This window comes from Herbiconiux daphne (genome assembly GCF_024979295.1).
GTDB classification, from domain to species: Bacteria; Actinomycetota; Actinomycetes; order Actinomycetales; family Microbacteriaceae; genus Herbiconiux; species Herbiconiux daphnes.
In genome coordinates, this window is the sequence record NZ_JANLCJ010000012.1 from 18,789 (window position 1) to 35,005 (window position 16,217).

Annotated in this window: 14 protein-coding genes and 1 tRNA gene; 6 read left to right on the forward strand and 9 right to left on the reverse strand. The window is 71.1% G+C overall.

Going from position 1 to position 16,217, the window contains the following annotated elements; all coding sequences use genetic code 11:
• Positions 1–83: 83 nt before the first annotated feature.
• The 8 genes from N1032_RS20585 to N1032_RS20620 form a co-directional block, all read right to left on the reverse strand.
• On the reverse strand, positions 84–959 hold the full coding sequence (locus N1032_RS20585) for an SDR family oxidoreductase (protein ID WP_259541922.1): 876 nt from the start codon (positions 957–959) through the stop codon (positions 84–86).
• Entirely contained in the window at positions 956–2,194 is a 1,239-nt protein-coding gene (locus tag N1032_RS20590; RefSeq protein ID WP_259541923.1) for an acyl-CoA dehydrogenase family protein, read from the reverse strand. The genes N1032_RS20585 and N1032_RS20590 overlap by 4 nt, the downstream gene beginning before the upstream one ends.
• Positions 2,191–4,218, reverse strand: coding sequence for an AMP-binding protein (locus N1032_RS20595; protein WP_259541924.1), 2,028 nt, complete (start codon positions 4,216–4,218; stop codon positions 2,191–2,193). Before N1032_RS20595 ends, N1032_RS20590 begins: the two co-directional genes overlap by 4 nt.
• On the reverse strand, positions 4,215–5,579 hold the full coding sequence (gene aroA / locus N1032_RS20600) for a 3-phosphoshikimate 1-carboxyvinyltransferase (RefSeq protein WP_259541925.1): 1,365 nt from the start codon (positions 5,577–5,579) through the stop codon (positions 4,215–4,217). The genes N1032_RS20595 and aroA overlap by 4 nt, the downstream gene beginning before the upstream one ends.
• A gap of 143 nt (positions 5,580–5,722) precedes the next feature.
• Positions 5,723–8,134 (reverse strand): excinuclease ABC subunit UvrA, encoded by a 2,412-nt coding sequence (locus N1032_RS20605; protein WP_259541926.1) that lies wholly within the window; start codon positions 8,132–8,134, stop codon positions 5,723–5,725.
• Between the two features lie 88 nt (positions 8,135–8,222).
• The gene (locus N1032_RS20610) at positions 8,223–9,104 is read right to left on the reverse strand and encodes an anti-sigma factor family protein (RefSeq protein ID WP_259541927.1); all 882 of its coding nucleotides are present in this window, start codon (positions 9,102–9,104) and stop codon (positions 8,223–8,225) included.
• Positions 9,101–9,616 (reverse strand): sigma-70 family RNA polymerase sigma factor, encoded by a 516-nt coding sequence (locus N1032_RS20615; protein ID WP_259541928.1) that lies wholly within the window; start codon positions 9,614–9,616, stop codon positions 9,101–9,103. The genes N1032_RS20610 and N1032_RS20615 overlap by 4 nt, the downstream gene beginning before the upstream one ends.
• 55 nt (positions 9,617–9,671) lie before the next feature.
• Complete coding sequence (locus N1032_RS20620; protein ID WP_259541933.1) at positions 9,672–11,396, reverse strand: class I adenylate-forming enzyme family protein; 1,725 nt, start codon at positions 11,394–11,396, stop codon at positions 9,672–9,674.
• A gap of 210 nt (positions 11,397–11,606) precedes the next feature.
• On the opposite strand from N1032_RS20620, the gene N1032_RS20625 reads away from it, so the two are divergent.
• Complete coding sequence (locus N1032_RS20625) at positions 11,607–11,963, forward strand: nuclear transport factor 2 family protein (RefSeq protein ID WP_259541934.1); 357 nt, start codon at positions 11,607–11,609, stop codon at positions 11,961–11,963.
• A gap of 58 nt (positions 11,964–12,021) precedes the next feature.
• On the forward strand, positions 12,022–13,476 hold the full coding sequence (locus N1032_RS20630; protein WP_259541936.1) for a phytoene desaturase family protein: 1,455 nt from the start codon (positions 12,022–12,024) through the stop codon (positions 13,474–13,476).
• Positions 13,477–13,554: 78 nt separating this feature from the next.
• Here the strand turns inward: N1032_RS20630 and N1032_RS20635 are convergent, their stop codons facing one another.
• Positions 13,555–14,193, reverse strand: coding sequence for an MBL fold metallo-hydrolase (locus N1032_RS20635; protein WP_259541937.1), 639 nt, complete (start codon positions 14,191–14,193; stop codon positions 13,555–13,557).
• A 58-nt stretch (positions 14,194–14,251) separates the two neighbouring features.
• Between N1032_RS20635 and N1032_RS20640 the strand changes: the two genes are divergently transcribed.
• The 4 genes from N1032_RS20640 to N1032_RS20655 all read left to right on the forward strand — a co-directional run bounded on the left by N1032_RS20640 (position 14,252) and on the right by N1032_RS20655 (position 16,206).
• Entirely contained in the window at positions 14,252–15,202 is a 951-nt protein-coding gene (locus N1032_RS20640; protein ID WP_259541939.1) for a diacylglycerol kinase family protein, read from the forward strand.
• A 52-nt stretch (positions 15,203–15,254) separates the two neighbouring features.
• Positions 15,255–15,327 (forward strand) — tRNA-Glu (locus N1032_RS20645).
• Between the two features lie 104 nt (positions 15,328–15,431).
• A complete protein-coding gene (locus N1032_RS20650; protein WP_259541941.1) occupies positions 15,432–15,956 on the forward strand; it encodes a hypothetical protein in 525 nt (174 codons plus the stop codon).
• Positions 15,957–15,999: 43 nt separating this feature from the next.
• Positions 16,000–16,206 (forward strand): hypothetical protein, encoded by a 207-nt coding sequence (locus tag N1032_RS20655; RefSeq protein WP_259541943.1) that lies wholly within the window; start codon positions 16,000–16,002, stop codon positions 16,204–16,206.
• Positions 16,207–16,217 lie beyond the last annotated feature (11 nt).

Consider the following 16,217-nt stretch of genomic DNA (forward strand, 5'->3'; position numbering starts at 1 on the left):
CTGGTCGTGTGGTGCTGAGGGTGGTGCGGCTGCCGCGGCTGCTGCGGGTGCTGCAGGTGGTGCGGGTGGTGCGGGTGTTCAGGCTACTCGTCGGCGAGGTGGCCCGGCAGCCCGAACCCCGGTGCGGCGTCGCCGAGCACCGCGGCCCGCAGGTCGCCGGTGGTGTCGGCCCAGAACGGCGGCGACACGATCGTCAGGCCGCCGTCGACCTGCAGCACCTGGCCGGTGATGTAGCCGGCCTTGGCCGAGAGCAGGAAGTCGGCGGCATCCGCCATGTCGTCGGCGGTTCCCGGGCGGCCGAGCGGGATCTTCTCGAACACCGTCTCGATCGGCGCCATGCCGGGCACCCGATTGTAGAAGTAGTCGAGCGAGTCGGTGTCGATCAGACCGCCGTTCACGGCGTTGACCGTGATGCCGCGCGGGCCGAACTCCGTGGCCATGAACTTGACGTAGGCCTCGTTCGCCGCCTTGGCCGCCCCGAGCGCCGCGTAGGTGGGGAACGCGCGCAAGGAGCCGTAGCTCGTGATGGCCAGGATGCGCCCGCCCGTCGGCATGAGCTCGGCCGCACGGATGGCACCCAGCACGAACGAGCGCGTGTTCATGGCGTAGCTGCGGTCGAGGTGGTGCACCTTGAGTTGCGAGACGGGCTTGAACGCGCTGGCGGCGGCGTTCGCCACGAAGGCGTCGACCCGACCGTAGGTGTCGCGCACCACGTCGAAGAGGCGGTCGATGTCGTCGGGCGACTCGATGTCGGCCTGCACCGCGATGCCCGAACCGCCGGCGGCGACGACGTCGGCGAGCGACTCCTCGGCGAGGTCGGCGTTGACCTTGTAGTTGATCACCACGGCGGCGCCCTGGGTGCCGAGCTTCTGCGCGAGCAGGCGGCCGATGCCGCGCGAGGCGCCGGTGATGACGACGACGCGGGGCGGAGCGGCGGGGGCGGGGATGCTCTCGCTCATGCCTGCACCTCCGCCTCGAGCTGCGCCTCTTCGCCCGCGGCCGCCTCGGCCTTCAGAGCGGCCGCGGTGGCGGCGGCCTCGGCCAGCACGGCGCGGGCGACGATCGTCTTCTGGATCTCGTTCGTGCCCTCCTCGAACCGCTGCGCCCGGGCGTCGCGATAGACGCGCTCGATCGGGTTACGGTGCCAGTAGCCCTGTCCGCCGTGAATCTGCAGCGCCTTGTCGGTGACGCGGGTGAGCATGTCGACGGCGATCATCTTCGACGCGCTCGAGAGGGGGCCGGCATCCGGTGCCCCGTTCTCGAATGCGCGGGCCGCCTCGAACACGAGGGCGCGGGCGGCGGCGATGTCGGCGTAGTTCTCGGCGAGATAGGCCTGGATGACGGGCCGCTCGGCGAGCTTCTTGCCGAAGGTCTCGCGCTTCAGGGCGTAGTGGATGGCGAGCTCCTGGGCGCGTTCGGCGAGTCCGACGCAGCTCATGGCAACCGAGACGCGGCTCGGCAGCAGGAATCCGCCGAGCGCGACCTTCAGCCCGTCGCCCTCGTCGCCGAGTCGCGCCGACACCGGCACCGGGGTGTCGGTGAAGCGCAGGATGGCGTGGTCGGTGCCGCGCACCCCCATCGTGACGGAGTCGTCGATGACCTCGGCGCCCGGCAGCCCGGTGTTCGGCACGAGCAGGGCCACGGTGCCGTTCTGACCGGTGGTGCCCTCGAGGCGGGCGAACAGCAGCCAGTAGTCGCACTTCACGCCGAAGGTGATGAGGTGCTTCTCGCCGTTGAGGTAGTAGGTGTCGCCCTCGCGCCGCACGGTCGATCGCAGGTCGGCCCCGGTGCCCGCGGTCGCCTCGGTGAGGGTGAACGCCACGAGCACGTCTCCGGCCACCGATTTCTTGATCACCTCGCGCTGCACGTCGTTCGCGAACGGTTCCATCGCGCGCCAGGTGCCGTTGTTGACGTGCGCGAGCATGCGGATGGAGGCATGCGACCGCGAGAAGATCTCCATCAGTTCGAGGTAGCGGGTGAACGGGATGCCGCGGCCGCCGAGCTCTCGGGGGGCGGCGAGGCTCATGTAGCCCAGGTCGCGCAGCTCTTCGTAGAGGGCGCGCGGCACGTCGCCCTCGGCCTCGATGCGCTCGGCCCAGACCTCGCCCGGCCCGCGCACCCAGGCGTCGATCTCGGACTTCAGGCTCTGGAACGCCGCCTCGTCGAATCGGGTGTCGCTCACTGTGTCGCTCACGCTTCTGCTTTCTCTCGTGTCGTGCTGCCGGCGACGAGCGCGGCGACGCGCTCCCGCAGCAGGTTCTTCTGGATCTTGCCCACCGGGTTGCGGGGGAGGGAGTCGATGGTCTCGAGCCGCTCGGGCCAGTAGTACTTCGAGACCTTGGCGGCCGCGAGGAACCGCTGCATCTCGGCGAACTCGAGGGGCTCGGCATCGTCGGCGGTGACCACGAAGGCGCACGCCCGCTCGCCGAGCCGCGCATCCGGCATCGCCACGATCGCCACGTCTTTCACCGACGGATGCGTGAACAGCAGGTTCTCGATCTCGACCACCGGCACCTTCTCGCCGCCGCGGTTGATCACGTCTTTCACCCGGCCGGTCACGTGCAGGAACCCGTCGGCGTCGACGATGCCGAGGTCGCCGGTCTTGTACCAGCCGTCGGCGGTGAAGACCTCGGCTGTCAGGTCGGGGCGGTCGAGGTAGCCGAGGAACATCGTGGGGCTCAGTAGCTCGTAGTTGCCCTCGCGCCCGGCGGGCAGCGGGATGCCGGCGTCGTCGACGATGCGGATGCGGATGCCGTCGAGCGGCCGGCCGTCGGTGCCCCAGGCTGACCCGGGCGGGTCGGTGGGCGCCGAGAGAGTGCCGAGGCAGGTCTCGGTGGTGCCGAACGCGCCGCAGACGGCGGTCTGCAGCACTCGCGTCGCGCGCTCGGCGAGCTCGCGCGGAACGGCGGCCCCCGTGGCGACGAAGATGCGCAGGCTCGAGGGCGCGGGTTCGCCGTGCTCGACCGCCTCGACCACATCCATCAGGAACGGCGTCGCGGCCTGCACGAAGCTCGCCCGGGCCTGCCCGAAGGCCTGCCGCAGCGCCACCTCGGCGCTCCAGATCGGCTGCACCACGGCGGCGACACCGAGGCGCCAGCTGAGCACCAGGCCGTAGAGGAACCCGGTCTGGTGGGCGAGCGGCGACGGGATGTAAACCCGGTCGTCGCCCGTGAGCCCGAGGTGCGCGACCTCCATGGCGGTGGCGAGGCCGAGGGTGCGGTGGGCGTGCTGCACGCCCTTCGGCTCACCGGTCGTGCCCGAGGTGAACAGCAGCTGGGCGACGTCGTCGGCCGTGGGCCGGCGCGCCTCGAGAGCCGCGGCATCCACTCGCGCGCCCGCCAGCGCCCCGTCGAAGTCGTGCCACGTCCACCCGGCGGCCGCCCCGGCGTCGCCCGCGGCCTCCTCTTCACGCGAGTGGTCACTTTCGGTGGTTCCCGCGGCGTTTTGGGGCGAAAAGTGACCACTCGCGGGGGAGGTGGGGGGCGCGGAGGTGCGGGGCGCGGCGGGCGCGGAGGTGGGGGGCGTGGCCTCCCCTTCACGCGAGTGGTCACTATTGGTGGTTCCCGCAGCGTTTTGGGGCGAAAAGTGACCACTCGCGAGGGAGGTGGGGGGTGCAGCGGGGTCGGTGCCGGCGCGGGGGGTGCCCGTGGGGTCGAGGTCGGGCACGACGAGCACGTGTTGCACGGCGAGGGGGAGGTCGCGGGATGCCGCCTCCCGCACGACTCCGGGGAGCTCGTCGGCGTGGCGCCGCCGGCGGAACGACCGCGGCAGAATGAGCACCCGGGCGCGAGAGCGCGAGAGCACCATCGCCACCTCGCGCTCGCCGAAGACGGGCATGATGGGGGCGACCACGGCGCCGATCTGCAGCACCCCGAGGGTGACGGTGACGCACTCGGCCCAGTTCGGCAGCTGGAAGGCGACCGATTCGCCCGGCTTCACTCCGAGCCCGAGCAGAACGGCCGACACCCGGTCGGCCTCGGCCCGCAGCTCGGCCCACGTGAGCGTGCGCGGGCGTTCGCCGACCTCGATCACCGCTGTCGCGTCAGGGGACGTGGCGGCGAGCCGGTCGACGGGAGCGGTGAGCGGCTCCGCGAGGATGGCCCCGGCAGGCACGGCAGGCACGGCAGCCGCGGCAGCCGCGGCAGCCGCGCGCGGCGCAGCCGCGGGCGTCGGGGCGGTGGCGGGGACTCCGGCGGCGGTGTTCGGTGCGCCCGTCACGAGGCCAGCGCCCGGCGCGACTGCGACTTGGCCTCGACGGCGGGGGCCGCGATCGACATCTCGAGGCCTACCGAGGTCATCGCCTGCAAGAAGGTGGGATAGCTGATGCGGTAGGCCCGGGGGTAGGTCAGGCGCGACTCACCGGTGGCCCGCGTGGCGGCCACCGCGAGCGACATCAGCACCCGGTGGTCGTTGAACGACGACATGGGCGCGCCGTGCAGCGAATCGACCCCCGAGATGAGCAACTCGGATCCGGTGTCGGTCAGGTCGCCGCCGAGCTTGTTGAGCTGCAGCATGGCGTTGACCCGGTCGGATTCCTTGAGCCGGATGTGCGCGACGTTGCGAAAACGGGAGGTGCCCGAGGCGAATGTGGCGAGCGTCGAGAGCACCGGCAGCAGGTCGGGGATCGGCTGGCAGTCGATGTCGAGCGGCGCCAGCTCGATGCCGTCGTGCCGCACGCGCACGAACCCCGTCTCGGGGTCGTGCTCCATCGGCAGGCCCATCGCGGCCACGAGGTCGAGGAACTCGGCCTCGGGATGATCGGTGTCGGCCGAGCGGGTCGCGGTGAGGCCGCGGAAGACGACATCCGAGGGCCGGATGGCGGTTGCAGCGAGCCCGAACGCGGCGGAGCCGATGTCGGGCGGCATCGTGTATTCGGCCGGGGTGGCCTGCTGCCCGGGCTTCACGGTGAACGTGCGCCAGTCGTCGGAGTGCTCGACCTCGAGGCCGAAATGCCGCATCATGCGCACCGTGAGGTCGATGTAGGGCTGCTCGTTGAGCTCGCCGATGACCTCGATGGTGGTCTCGCGCCGGGCGAACGGCGCCAGCAGCAGCAGGCCCGAGAGCCACTGCGACAGGGTGCCCGGAATCGAGACGTGGCCGCCCTCGGGTTCGCCCGGCTGCACGGTGATCGGCGGGCAGTCGTTTTCGGCGGTGTAGCGCACCCCGATCTGGTCGAGGGCGTCGAGCAGGGCCTTGATGGGCCGGCGGCGGAAGTACTTCATTCCGGTCAGAGTGATGGGGCGGTCGGCGAGCGCGGCCAGACCCGTCATGAAGTAGAGGGTGGTGCCCGACGAGCCGACGTTCAGCAGCCCCTCGGCCGAGATCGAGCCGTGATCGACCACGTCGTCCCGGGTGTGATAGCGACCGCCGTGCACGATGTAGCTGTCACCCTCGATCTCGATCTTCGTGCCGAGGGCTCTCAGCACTCCGATCGTCCACACCACTTGACGGGTCTCGGAGAGACCGCGGATGACACTCCGGCCGGGAGCGAGTGAGGCCAGCACCAGGGCGCGATGCGCGTGGTACTTCGAAACGGGGATGTTCAGTTCGCCGGAGATCGGGGTCTGGGATCCACTCACGAACAACTGCACGCCAGCTGCACCTCCTATGCGTCAACTCGCGGCGCCGAGTCGATCTCGTCTCGAGGGGGCAGGGCAGTCGCGTGGAATCGAAAAGGTTCGTCCGTCCATACTGTCACTCCGATCGGGTCGGCGTCGCCACGTCACGCTCCGACGTATGTCGCGAGGTGCTGCGCGGTGAGCGTCGAGCGATCGGCGACCAGATCGGCGGGCGTGCCCTCGAACACGATGCGCCCGCCGTCGTGCCCGGCGCCGGGGCCGAGGTCGATGATCCAGTCGGCGTGCGCCATCACCGCCTGGTGGTGTTCGACCACGATGACCGACTTGCCCGAGTCGACCAGCCGGTCGAGCAGGCCCAGCAGGTTCTCGACGTCGGCGAGGTGGAGGCCCGTGGTGGGCTCGTCGAGCACGTAGACGGAGCCCTTCTCGCCCAGGTGGGTGGCCAGCTTGAGGCGCTGGCGCTCCCCGCCGGAGAGGGTGGTAAGCGGCTGGCCGAGCGACACGTAGCCGAGGCCGACATCCGCGAGCCGGGCGAGGACGGCGTGGGCGGCGGGCAGGCGTGCCGGGCCCGACCCGAAGAACTCCTCGGCCTCGGTGACCGACATCGCGAGCACCTCGCTGATGTCGCGCCCGCCGAAGTGGTAGTCGAGCACGGATGCCTCGAACCGCTTGCCCTCGCACACCTCGCACGTGGTGGCGACTCCCGCCATCATCGCCAGATCGGTGTAGACCACACCCGCGCCGTTGCAGTTGGGGCACGCGCCCTCGGAGTTGGCGCTGAACAGGGCGGGCTTCACGCCGTTCTCTTTCGCGAAGGCCTTGCGGATGGGCTCGAGCAGCCCGGTGTACGTCGCGGGATTGCTGCGGCGCGAACCGCGGATGGCGCTCTGGTCGATCGACACCACGCCGGTCTCGGCTCCGCCCGACCAGCGCGGCAGCGAGCCGTGCACGAGCGAGCTCTTGCCCGACCCCGCGACGCCCGTGATGACGGTCAGCACGCCGAGCGGGATGTCGACGTCGACGTCGACCAGGTTGTTCGCGGTCGCTCCCCGGATCTCGAGCGCCCCCGTCGGGGTGCGCACCTCGTCTTTGAGCGCGGCCCGGTCGTCGAAGTGCCGGCCAGTGAGCGTTCCGCTCGATCGCAGCTCGTCGACCGTGCCCTCGAAGCACACCGTGCCGCCCGCGGTGCCGGCCCCGGGGCCGAGGTCGACCACGTGGTCGGCGATCACGATGGTCTCGGGCTTGTGCTCGACGACGAGCACGGTGTTGCCTTTGTCGCGCAGGCGCAGCAGCAGGTCGTTCATGCGCTGGATGTCGTGCGGATGGAGCCCGACCGTCGGCTCGTCGAACACATAGGTGACGTCGGTCAGGGCCGACCCGAGGTGCCGGATCATCTTGATGCGCTGCGCCTCACCGCCCGACAGCGTGCCGGCGGGCCGGTCGAGCGCGAGGTAGCCGAGGCCGATCTCGACGAACGAGTCGAGCATGTGGGTGAGGGAGTCGAGCAGCGGCGCCATCGAGGGTTCGTCGACGCGGCGCACCCACTCGGCGAGATCGCTGATCTGCATCGCACAGGCATCCGCGATGCTGATGCCGCCCTCGTCGCTCGTGCCCCCGGTGCCCCCGGTGGCACCGCCTCGGGCCACGATCTTCGACGAGCGGGCGCCCTCGTTGAGCCGGGTGCCGTCGCACTCGGGGCAGGTGGTGAAGGTGACCGCGCGGTCGATGAACGCCCGGATGTGCGGCTGCACCGCCTCTTTGTCTTTCGACAGGAACGAGTTCTGCACCCGCGGGATGAGGCCCTCGTAGGTGAGGTTGACGTCGTTGACCTTGATCTTGACGGGCTCGTGGTGCAGGAACGCGGCCAGCTCTTTCGCCGTGAAGTCGCGGATGGGCTTGTGCGGGTCGAAGAAGCCCGAATTCATGATGATGCGCACCATCCAGCCGTCGCCCGTGTAGCCCGGAATGGTGATGGCGCCCTCACTGATCGACTTGCTGTCGTCGTAGAGCTGGGTGAGGTCGATGTCGGAGACCGAGCCCCGGCCTTCACAACGCGGGCACATGCCGCCCGTGATCGAGAAGCTGCGCCGCTCTTTCGTGGTGCCGCTCGCGCGCTCGATGGTGACGGCTCCGGCGCCCGAGATCGAGGCGACGTTGAACGAGAAGGCCTGCGGCGAGCCGATGTGCGGCTGCCCGAGCCGGCTGAACAGGATGCGCAGCAGCGCGTTGGCGTCGGTCGCCGTGCCGACCGTCGAGCGGGCGTTCGCGCCCATGCGCTCCTGGTCGACGATGATCGCCGTCGTGAGGCCCTCGAGCACGTCGACCTCGGGGCGCGCGAGGGCCGGCATGAAGCCCTGCAGGAACGCGCTGTAGGTCTCGTTGATCAGCCGCTGCGACTCGGCCGCGATGGTGCCGAACACGAGCGAGCTCTTGCCCGACCCCGAGACGCCCGTGAAGACCGTCAGCCGCCGCTTCGGAATCTCGACACTGATGTCTTTGAGGTTGTTGACCCGCGCACCCTGCACGCGGATCAGTTCGTGGCTCGTGGAATCCATGGCAGTCAGCCTAGGGGTGGCCGCCGACAGGCGCTTCTCGAGAACTGCTCGGATCCCGACGCCCGCCCTGCGGCGCGGGCGACGAGTCTCAGAGGGTGGTGCGCACGAGCGGCTTGTCGGTTCCGGCCACCCGGATGTCGACCGACCGGATGTCGCGGGTCGGGATGCTCGTCGAGGCCGAGAGGTTGCCGGCCTGCCCGCCGCTCACCGACCAGCTCGCCACCGTGGTCTGCGTGCCGCTGAGGTCGGTCACGACGAGATCGTAGGTGGTGGGAGAGGTGGTCTCGGTGGACCCGGTGTCGTAGGGTGAGCCGGTCCCGGAGGGCGCGCCCGTGCCGGAGGGCGCCGCGTCGCGGTAGCTGCAGTTCCAGTCGAACCGGGTTCCCCAGCCCTTCTCGGTGACGGCGAGGTCGGCGTCGAGCCAGCCGGGCTCCACCTGCGCCATCGCGCGGGCGATCGCGCCGTCGGCCGGAGTCTCGGGCGCGGGAGTCGAGCTCGAGACCGCGACGGGTGGCGCATCCGGCCCGCCCAGGCTCCCCACGCCGACCCCCAGCAGCACACCCCCCACGGCGAGCACCGCCCCGGCCCCCGCCATGAGCGCGATCACGCCACGCCGGGTGCGCGACCGGCGCCGTCGCACCGACCGGGCGAGGCCCTGCACGAGTTCGGGCCGGTGGCTCGACCCGAGCAGACGGGCATCCGCCGTCGCCGAGGCGTCGGGCTCGAGCAGGGCCGACGCCTCCGAGGGCGACAGAGCGCTCAGGATGCCAGGCAGCCCCGCCAGCTCGGCCACCGCGGCGGTGCACCCGGGGCAGCCGGCGAGGTGCCGCTCGAAGGCGCGCCGCTCGTCGGGAGTCAGCATGCCGAGCACGTAGGAGGCGTCCCACTCGCGGTAGGAATCGGCGTGAGGGCCGTCGCGGCGGGGGTCGTCGCGATACGGGTTGTCGCGGGAGATGTCGTCGCCGCTCATTCCGTCACCCCCCTCTCCTGCAGCGCGAGCCGTAGCGCGCGCAGGGCGTAATGGGTGCGCGACCGCACCGTGCCGACGGGAACGTTCTCGCGCTCGGCGATCTCGGCTGCGGTGTGGCCGAGATAGTAGGAGCTGACCACCGCCGTGCGGTGCTCGAGCGAGAGCGAGAGCAGCGCGTCGGCGAGCAACCACTTGTCGAGCACGGCGTCGGTCTCGTCGCGCTGCGACCGCGCCGCCGGTTCGGGTAGTTCGTCGGTGCTGAACTCGTGGGCGTGACGGGCGCTGCGCCGGTCGTCGATCACGAGGTTGCGGGCCACGGTGAACAGCCACGCGCGCGCCGACTCGTCGCTCTGCTCGAGGATGGCGGGCTTCTTCCACGCCCGCAGCAGCGACTCCTGCACCACGTCTTGCGCGAAGTTGTGGTCGTGGGTCAGGCGCACGACGTAGCGCAACAGCGCCGGACCGTGGGCGTCGTGAATGGCGCGCAGCAACTCCGCCTGCTCATCCGACATACGCACCTCCACCCTGCACAACGCGACAGCGGGCCGCTGCGTTCAATTCTGCGGATCACACGGTGACGAAGACACCGTTCGCCGCGTCATCCGGAGCCTGCCGCTTCATCAAGAAGTGCTGCTTCTTGCCGGTGGCCGTGTAGGGCAGCTCGTCGACGAAGGCATAGCGCCGGGGTCGCTTGAAGCGGGCGAGGGCGTTGCTGGCGAGCGCGAAGCGGTCGAGCTCGGCGGCGGCCTGCACGGGGTCGGCGAGCGTTCCGGGCCGCGGCTGGATGTAGGCCACCACCACTTCGCCCCACTCGGGGTCGGGCAGACCCGTGACGATGCTATCGGCGACATCCGGATGCCCCGCGAGCACTTCTTCGATCTGCACCGGGTGCACGTTCTCACCGCCCGAGATGATCATGTCGTCTTTGCGGCCGACGATCGTGACGATCTCGTCGTCGTTCCAGGTGGCGAGGTCGCCCGGGTAGACCCAGCCGTCGCGGAACTTCTTCGCCTGCTCCTCGGGGTTGTGCATGTAGGAGTAGCCGCTCTTCACCGAGCGCATGATGACCTCGCCCACCGTCGTGCCGTCCTGGGGCACGGTGTCGGTGGGGTCGGCCATCCTGTCGGGGTAGACGTTCACCACGACCACGTCGTCGTCGAGGCAGGCGCGACCGGATGCTCCGGCTGCGTCGGGCAGGTCGTCGGGGCGCAGGTAGGTGTTCCAGAACGCCTCGGTGGTGCCGTAGCCGTTCGCGATGCGCGGGGTGATGGTGCGCTGGTAGCGCAGGGCGGCGGCGCGCTCGAGCGGTGCGCCCATGGTGACGATGCCCGAGAGCGACGAGAGGTCGCGGGGCGAGGCCTCCTGCGCGTCGGCCAGGCGCTCGAGGTTGGTGGGGGCGCCGATGACATAGGTGAGCCCGTGCCGCTCGACCAGGTCGAGCACGAGGCCCGGCTCGAACTGCGGCAGGGTGACGACCTCCGAGCCGACGTAGAACGCCGTGTTCGGGCCCGCGCAGTAGTTGCCGCCGCGGTGGAACCAGGGCGACATGTTCATGGTCTTGTCGGTCGGCCCGAGCGGAAAATGCATGATGGCGTCGTGGGCGGTGAGCACCTCGTTGAGGCTCGTGAGCGGCACGGCCTTCGGCATGCCGGTGGTGCCGCTGGTGTAGAGGCGGGAGGTCTCGTCCCACACCGTGCCGCCCTCGGGGGCCCGGAAGCTGGGGGCCCCGTCGACCAGCAGGTCGGCGAAGGGCACGGTGCCGGGCACGAGGCGTGCCGCCGCGGCCACGGCCTCGGGGTCGCCGACGGCCACGAGGGTGTCGGGAACGTGGTCGGTGAGGGTGAGCGCCGTGGCGACATCCGCCGCGGCCGCGGCCTCGTAGACGAAGATGCGGGGCTTCGACTCGGTGAGGATGTGCGCCGTCTCGGCCGGTGCCAGCCGGAAGTTCATCGGCGACGACACCGCCCGCAGACCCTGCGACGCCACGTAGAGGAACGCGAACTCGGGCCGGTTCATCAGCTGGTAGCCGACGATGTCGCCCACACCGATGCCGCGCGCGGCGAGGCCGGCGACGAGGGCGCCGGCGACCTCGCCGAGCTGCCGGTAGGTCCACGACTCGCCCGTGGTGGAGTCCGTGATCGCCGTGCGGTTGGCGTAGCGGTGGGTGTTGCGCTCGACGGCCGACGCGTAGGTGAAGTGCTGCTCGAACACCGCGCGGAACGCCGACGGGTCGTAGTCGGAATTGCCGGGCCGGGAAGGTGTCTCCACGACGTCGTCGGCGATGATGCTCATGAAGGCCTCTGCTCTCTGTGCTCTCAGTCGGGCTCTGCTGTCCGGCGGGCTCTGCTACCAGTCAGGTATACAACCGGGCGGGGGGCCCGTGCCATTCCCGCGCGGTCGCCGTGCCCTCGAGGCGGCCTCGCGCGGGCGCACGCGCGGCGCTCGTGCGGCGGCACGTGCGGCGCTCTTGCGGCGGGCTCCACCGGTGGGCGACCATGGCTCATGGCCCAAGACGTGAGCGCATGGATCGACGGCTACCGGCGCGCGTGGGAGTCGAACGACCCGGGCGACATCCGGGCGCTGTTCACACCCGACGCGGAGTACCGCACCGAGCCCTACGCCGAACCGTGGACGGGCCCCGACGAGATCGTGGCCGGCTGGCTCGACGCGCGCGACGACCCGGGCGACACCACGTTCTCGTGGCAGCCCGTGATCGCCGACGACGAGCTCGCCGTGGTGCAGGCCACGACCGTCTATTCCGGCGGCCCGGTCTACAGCAACCTGTGGCTGATCAAGCTCGCGCCCGACGGCCGTGCGACCTCGTTCACCGAGTGGTGGATGGAGCAGAAGACCGACTGAGCACAGCGCCCGCGCGAGGCGGGAGGGGCGCCTGCGGGCCGGTGGGTAGTCTGGCCGCATGGGAACAGGTCCGGTCGATGTCGCCGTGGTGGGCAGCGGGCCGAACGGACTCGCCGCCGCGGTCACGATGGCGCGGGCGGGCCTCTCGGTGCGGGTGTTCGAGGCGGCCGGCGCTCCCGGCGGGGGAGCGCGCTCGGCTGAGCTGACGCTCGCCGGGCACCTGCACGACGTGTGCTCGGCGGTGCACCCGATGGCGCTCGCGTCGCCGTTCTTCCAGGCGTTCGGCCTCGACGAGCGGGTGTCGTTCGCGATTCCGGATGTCTCCTACGCGCAGGTGCTGGCCGGGGGCCGCGCCGCTCTGGCATGGCGCGACCTCGAGCGCACGGCCGACGGTCTCGGCGCCGACGGGGAGGCCTGGCGCCGCCTGTTCGCACCGCTCGTGCGGCACCACGACGCCGTGGTCGACCTGACGATGGGGCCGCTCGTGCGGCGGCCGCGGCATCCGGTGGTCGCGGCGGAGTTCGGAGCCCGTGCCCTCGCGACGGCGGGCTCGGCGGCCGCGGGGTTCTCGACCGACGCGGCGAGCGGGCTGCTGGCCGGCGTGAGCGCCCACTCGATCGGGCGGGTGGGCTCGCTCGGAGCCCGCGGCACGGCGCTGCTGCTCGGCACGCTCGCGCACACGCCGGGCGGCTGGCCGATTCCGGTGGGAGGATCGCAGGCGATCGTCGACGCCCTCGTCGCCGACCTTGTGGCGCACGGCGGCGAGGTGGTGACCGAGACGCGCATCGACTCGCTGCACGACCTGCCGTCGGCGCACGCGGTGCTGCTCGACGTGACGCCCCGGGCCCTCGACGCTATCGGGGGCGACCTGCTGCCCCGCGGCTACCGCCGGGCGCTGCGCGAGTTCCGCTACGGCGACGCGGCGTCGAAGGTCGATTTCGTGCTCGACGGCGAGGTGCCGTGGGCGGATGCCGCGGTGGCGCTCGCGGGCACGGTGCATCTCGGTGGCGGTGCCGCCGAGGTCGACGCCGCGGAGCGCGAAGTGGCGCAGGGGCGGCATCCGTCGACGCCGTTCGTGCTGCTGTCGCAACCGAGCGCGTTCGACCCCGGCCGGGCGCCGGAGGGGCACGCCATGGTGTGGGCCTACACGCATGTTCCGCGGGGCTCGGGGCGCGACATGACCGAGGCGGTCACCGAGCGCATCGAGCAGTTCGCCCCGGGTTTCCGCGACCGGATCGTGGCCTCGGCCGCCATTCCGGCCTCGGCCCTGCAGCTCTACAACGCGAACTACGTCGACGGCGACATCGCGAGCGGCGCCGCGACGTTCGGGCAGCTGCTGGCGCGGCCCGTGCTCTCGGCGACCCCGTGGCGCACACCGCTCGACGGCGTGTACCTCTGCTCGGCATCGACCACGCCCGGGCCCGGCGTGCACGGCATGGCGGGCTGGCAGGCCGCGCGCGAGGCGCTGCGCGACGTGTTCGGCATCACCGAGCCGCCGTCGCTCGCGCCCTGACGGGCGGCGTCGCGCGGGCTGCCCGCCAGCCCGCCATGCCGGGAACACCGCAGCGCCCTCCGCCCGGCCCAGCCCGGGCTACAGGTCGACCGAGTCGCCCGGCTGCAGGTCGAGGTACTCGCCGCCGCCCTGCTCGGTGGCCCAGCGCAGGCGGTCGGCGGCCATCGACTTGCCGGCAACCGACAGCACCATCTCGTGCGTGCCGAAGGCTCGGCGGGGCTTCACCTCGAGCAGGTAGTCCATCGACTCCGCGATCTTCAGCCACGGCGCCCCCGCCGGCACCGCGAGCACGTCGACGTCGAGGCCCTCGGGCACGAAGAACGAGTCGCCCGGGTAGTAGAGCTGGTCGTTCACGAGCACTCCGACGTTGTCGACCACGGGGATCGACGAGTGGATGACCGCGTGCCGGCCGCCGAAGAACCGCAGCGTGAACGGGGAGGTCTCGACCGTCTCACCAGGGTCGACCCGGGTGATCGCGAAGTCGCCGGCCGCCCGCACGACCCCCTCCGGGCCGTAGATCGTGGCGTCGGGGGAGGCGTCGAGGATGCGCCGCAGCTGGTCGGGCGTCCAGTGGTCGGGATGCTCGTGGGTGATGACGACGGCGACGGTGTTGGCGGCATCCGTGATCGCGGTCGTGAACGACCCCGGGTCGATGAACAGCTTCTTTCCGGATTGTTCGAGCAGAAGGGCGGCGTGTTCGAACTTCGTGAGTCTCATGATGCACGACTCAACACCCGCGCCGGGGTTGTCGCAAGGTGGGGAATAATCAGTCGGTATGGTCTCACCCCAGTCGGCGCACGACGGCGAAGCGCTGCGGATCGTCGTCGCGATCAATCCCAACGCCTCGTTCGGCAGATCGCGCCCGGTGGGCCCCGCCACGGTGGCGGCGCTGAAAGCCCGGGGGCACGACGTGAGGCCGCTCAGCGCCCCCGACTTCGACGGTCTCGTGCGGGTGGCGCGCGAGGCGCTCGCCGAGCCCACCGATGCCCTCGTGGTGGTGGGCGGCGACGGCATGGTCAATCTCGGGGTCAACCTCGTGGCCGGCACGGGCGTGCCGCTCGGCATCGTGCCGGCGGGCACCGGGAACGACTTCGCCGCCGCACTCGGACTGCCGACGGGCGATGCGGATGCCGCGATCGCGGCTCTCGGCGACGCTCTCGAACGGGCGCCGCGCGTGGTCGACGCGGCGCGCGTGACCGGGGTCGACGAGTCGTCGGGTGCCGGCCAGGTCGCCGGCGCGCGGTGGTTCGCGGGTGCCCTCTCGGCGGGGTTCGACGCCAGGGTGAACGAGCGGGCGAACGGCATGCGCTTCCCGAAGGGAGCGGCCCGCTACGTGAGGGCGCTCGTGGCCGAGCTCGTGACGCTCAAGGCCCGCCGCTACCATCTCGAGATCGACGGCGCGAGCAGCGACGTCGATTCGTGCCTGCTCTCGGTGGCCAACAACACCACCATCGGCGGGGGCATGAAGATCGCTCCCGACGCGCTGCTCGACGACGGGCTGCTCGACGTGTTCATCGTGAAACCGGTGTCGCGCACGCGGTTCATCCGCCTGTTCCCCAAGGTCTTCTCGGGCGCTCACGCCGGGCTCGACATCGTCGAGTTCCGGCGCGGCAGGCGCGTGACGGTGTCGTGCCCGGGCATCGTCGGCTACGCCGACGGCGAGCGGTTCGGGCCGCTTCCGCTCACCATCGAGGTGGTGCCGGGCGCGCTCGCCGTGCTCGTGTGAGCCGATTTGAGTCGCCCTGTGGTCTGTGGCATACTCGATGAGTTGTCAACGCGGCCCCATCGTTTAGCGGCCTAGGACGTCGCCCTCTCACGGCGGTAACGCGGGTTCGAATCCCGCTGGGGTCACAACCAGAAAAGCCCTCGGCCATGCCGGGGGCTTTTTTCGTGCCGCGGGCGCCGCGCGAGCCGTCGGGCACGGTGCGAGCCCTGTTGCACGGCACTATTGAGGCATGGCGAAGACCTCCCGACAGAACGATCTGCGCTTGGGCGACCCCACCGAGGTGAAACCGCGGGTGCGCGAGCGCATCTACGTCACGTTCACCGGCCTCGCCGTGCTGCTCGCGTTCGGGGTGCACGTCGACGACACCGACCCGTGGACGGTCGCGATCGCCCTGCTGATCGGCGTGATCGGCGCCGTGCTGGCGGGCTTCTTCGCCGATGTCATCGCCGAGCTGGCCGTCGACGGGCGCCTGCCGAGCGCGAAGGCCATGGCGCGCTACATCGGGGTGTCGGCATCCGGTCTCGCCACCGCGGTCGTGCCGCTGGGGTTCCTGGTGGCGGCGGGCATCGGCCTGCTCGATCTCGGCATCGCCATCTTCGTGGCCATCACCACGATGGCGTTCGGCCTCGGTGTGATCGCCTTCGCCGCCGTCGCCCGCGCGCGGCTGCCCTGGTGGGCGAAGCTCGCGGTGTTCGTCGGCGAGCTGGTGTTCGCTGCCGTCGTGATCGTGGTTAAGCTTCTGGCACACGGGTGACGAACCCGGGCCGGCGACGGCACGTGATGAGCGAGGACAGAGCATGAGCGACACAAACGAACCGGTCGACCTGAGCGACATCGAATACCCCGACGGCGCGGGCTACCCCGACGGCGAAGGCGTCGTGGGCAACGGTCCCACCACCGAGGCGGTGCCCTCGGGCGTCGACCCGACGATCGCCGACGAGCCCGAAGACCCCGACGAGGCCGTGTCGACCGACGAGGAGACCCTCGAGGAGAACGACGGCTGATCAGCCTGTGC

Coding starts and splice junctions, on each gene's coding strand:
- N1032_RS20585 (WP_259541922.1), bottom strand. CDS start 959: ATGAGCGAGAGCATCCCCGCCCCCGCCGCTCCGCCCCGCGTCGTCGTC.
- N1032_RS20605 (WP_259541926.1), bottom strand. CDS start 8,134: ATGGATTCCACGAGCCACGAACTGATCCGCGTGCAGGGTGCGCGGGTC.
- N1032_RS20610 (WP_259541927.1), bottom strand. CDS start 9,104: ATGAGCGGCGACGACATCTCCCGCGACAACCCGTATCGCGACGACCCC.
- N1032_RS20615 (WP_259541928.1), bottom strand. CDS start 9,616: ATGTCGGATGAGCAGGCGGAGTTGCTGCGCGCCATTCACGACGCCCAC.
- N1032_RS20620 (WP_259541933.1), bottom strand. CDS start 11,396: ATGAGCATCATCGCCGACGACGTCGTGGAGACACCTTCCCGGCCCGGC.
- N1032_RS20625 (WP_259541934.1), top strand. CDS start 11,607: ATGGCCCAAGACGTGAGCGCATGGATCGACGGCTACCGGCGCGCGTGG.
- N1032_RS20630 (WP_259541936.1), top strand. CDS start 12,022: ATGGGAACAGGTCCGGTCGATGTCGCCGTGGTGGGCAGCGGGCCGAAC.
- N1032_RS20635 (WP_259541937.1), bottom strand. CDS start 14,193: ATGAGACTCACGAAGTTCGAACACGCCGCCCTTCTGCTCGAACAATCC.
- N1032_RS20640 (WP_259541939.1), top strand. CDS start 14,252: ATGGTCTCACCCCAGTCGGCGCACGACGGCGAAGCGCTGCGGATCGTC.
- N1032_RS20650 (WP_259541941.1), top strand. CDS start 15,432: ATGGCGAAGACCTCCCGACAGAACGATCTGCGCTTGGGCGACCCCACC.
- N1032_RS20655 (WP_259541943.1), top strand. CDS start 16,000: ATGAGCGACACAAACGAACCGGTCGACCTGAGCGACATCGAATACCCC.